Source organism: Mycobacterium sp. (assembly GCF_052144515.1).
GTDB lineage: Bacteria > Actinomycetota > Actinomycetes > Mycobacteriales > Mycobacteriaceae > Mycobacterium.
Map to the genome: position 1 here is coordinate 1 of NZ_JBKQQD010000344.1, position 2,528 is coordinate 2,528.

At 66.5% G+C, this 2,528-nt stretch carries 2 protein-coding genes; both read left to right on the top strand.

Translation table 11 applies throughout. The annotated features are described in order from the left end of the window. The coding region (locus ACLP9N_RS22750) for a lipid-transfer protein (protein ID WP_442409511.1) at nucleotides 1-1,148 on the top strand (1,148 nt) is incomplete at its 5' end. 12 nt (nucleotides 1,149-1,160) lie between these two features. Beyond that, nucleotides 1,161-2,420, top strand: coding sequence for an acyl-CoA dehydrogenase family protein (locus ACLP9N_RS22755; RefSeq protein ID WP_442409512.1), 1,260 nt, complete (start codon nucleotides 1,161-1,163; stop codon nucleotides 2,418-2,420). Nucleotides 2,421-2,528: the final 108 nt, after the last annotated feature.

Here is a 2,528-nt window from a genome sequence, read left to right on the forward strand (position 1 = left end):
TCGAGAAGCCGGGCCGCCGCGAGGGCTGGGACTACCCGCAGATGGCCAAGGAGTCGGGCACCAAAGCGCTGCAGGACGCCGGCGTCGACTACAGCGAGATCGAGCAGGGCTACGTCGGCTACGTGGCGGGGGACTCCACGAGCGGGCAGCGCGCCCTCTACGAACTTGGAATGACGGGCATCCCGATCGTCAACGTCAACAACAACTGTTCCACCGGGTCCACGGCGCTGTACCTGGGCGCGCAGGCCATCCGCGGCGGACTGGCGGACTGCGTGCTGGCGCTGGGCTTCGAGAAGATGCAGCCCGGAGCGCTGAGCGGCGGCGCCGCCGACCGGGAATCGCCGATGGGCAGGCACGTCAAGGCGCTGGCCGAAATGGACGAGTTCCATCTTCCGGTGGCGCCGTGGATGTTCGGGGCGGCCGGCCGTGAGCACATGAAGAAATACGGCACCACCGCCGAGCACTTCGCGAAGATCGGTCTGAAGAACCACAAGCATTCGGTCAACAACCCCTACGCGCAGTTCCAGGAGGAGTACACCCTCGACGACATCCTGGCCGCCAAGATGATCTCGGACCCGCTCACCAAACTGCAGTGCTCGCCCACCTCCGACGGCTCGGCCGCAGTGGTGCTGGCCAGCGAGGATTACGTGGCCCGACACGACCTCGCCGGGCAGGCCGTCGAGATCGTCGGGCAGGCGATGACCACCGACTTCGCGTCCACCTTCGACGGCAGTGCCCGCAACATCATCGGCTACGACATGAACGTCCAAGCCGCTCAACAGGTTTACCATCAATCCGGGCTCGGTCCGGACGACTTCCAGGTGATCGAGCTGCACGACTGCTTCTCCGCCAACGAGCTGCTGCTGTATGAGGCGCTGGGGCTGTGCGGTGAGGGCGAGGCGCCCAAGCTGGTCGACGACAACCAGACCACCTACGGCGGGCGCTGGGTGGTCAACCCCTCGGGCGGGCTGATCTCGAAGGGGCACCCGCTGGGCGCGACCGGGCTGGCGCAGTGCTCCGAGCTGACCTGGCAGTTGCGCGGCACCGCAGACAAGCGTCAGGTCGACAACGTGTCCGCCGCGCTGCAGCACAACATCGGGCTGGGCGGGGCGGCCGTCGTCACCGCCTACCAGCGGGCCGAGCGCTGAACGCGGCCCGGGATGATCGAGTGGTCCGACACGGACCTGATGGTCCGCGACACGGTTCGCCAATTCGTCGACAAGGAGATCCGCCCGCACCTGGACGAACTGGAATCCGGCGAGCTTTCGCCCTATCCGATCGCGCGCAAGCTGTTCAGCCAGTTCGGTCTCGACGTCATGGCTGCCGAGGCGGTCAAGAAGATGCTGGACCGCGAACGGGCCAAGCAGGAAGGTATGCACCCTCCGAAAGACGAAAAGGGCGATGACACAGGCGGTTTCGGTGGCGGAGGCCAGGCGTCGATGGTCGCGGTGCTGGTGTCCGAAATCGCCCGGGTCAGCATCGGGTTGCTGAGCACGGCGTCGGTCAGCCTCGGTCTGGGTGCGGCGACCATCATGAGCCGCGGCACGCTGGCCCAGAAAGAGCGCTGGCTGCCCGACCTGATGACGCTGAAAAAGATCGCGGCGTGGGCCATCACCGAGCCGGACTCCGGCTCGGACGCGTTCGGCGGCATGAAGACTCACGTTAAGCGCGATGGTGAGGACTACATCCTCAACGGGCAGAAGACGTTCATCACCAACGGGCCCTGTGCGGACGTGCTGGTGGTCTACGCCAAGCTGGACGAGGGCGACCCGACCTTAGAAAAGCCCGACCGGCGCAACCGGCCGGTGCTCATCTTCGTGCTCGACGCGGGCATGGAGGGCCTGACGCAGGGCAAGCCGTTCAAGAAGATGGGCATGATGTCCTCGCCGACCGGCGAGCTCTTCTTCGACAACGTGCGGTTGACCCCGGACCGCCTGCTCGGCGAGACCGAGCATGCCCGCGGGGACGGCCGCGACAGTGCCCGCGAGAATTTCGCAGCCGAACGGATGGGCATCGCGATGATGGCGCTGGGCATCATCAACGAATGCCACCGGCTGTGCGTGGACTACGCGAAGACCCGCACGCTGTGGGGCAAGAACATCGGGCAGTTCCAGCTGATCCAGCTCAAGCTGGCCAAGATCGAGATCGCCCGGATGAACGTGCAGAACATGGTGTTTCAGACGATCGAGCGCCAGCGCAAGGGCAAGCCCCTGACGCTGGCCGAAGCCTCGGCGATCAAGCTGTACTCGTCGGAGGCCGCCACCGACGTCGCGATGGAAGCCGTGCAGCTGTTCGGCGGCAACGGCTACATGGCCGAGTACCGGGTGGAGCAGCTGGCCCGGGATGCGAAGTCGCTGATGATCTACGCGGGCAGCAACGAGGTCCAGGTCACCCACATCGCCAAGGGCCTCTTGAGCTGAGCCACCTGGCGGCGACCCGCTGCGCCCGGCTTCGCCGCGCTTGCGATCGCCGCTGGCCACCTGGCGGCGACCCGCTGCGCCCGGCTTCGCCGCGCTTGCGATCGCCGC

What these genes read in the sequence shown, in the direction of transcription:
- ACLP9N_RS22755 (WP_442409512.1), top strand. Translation starts at nt 1,161, where the DNA reads ATGATCGAGTGGTCCGACACGGACCTGATGGTCCGCGACACGGTTCGC.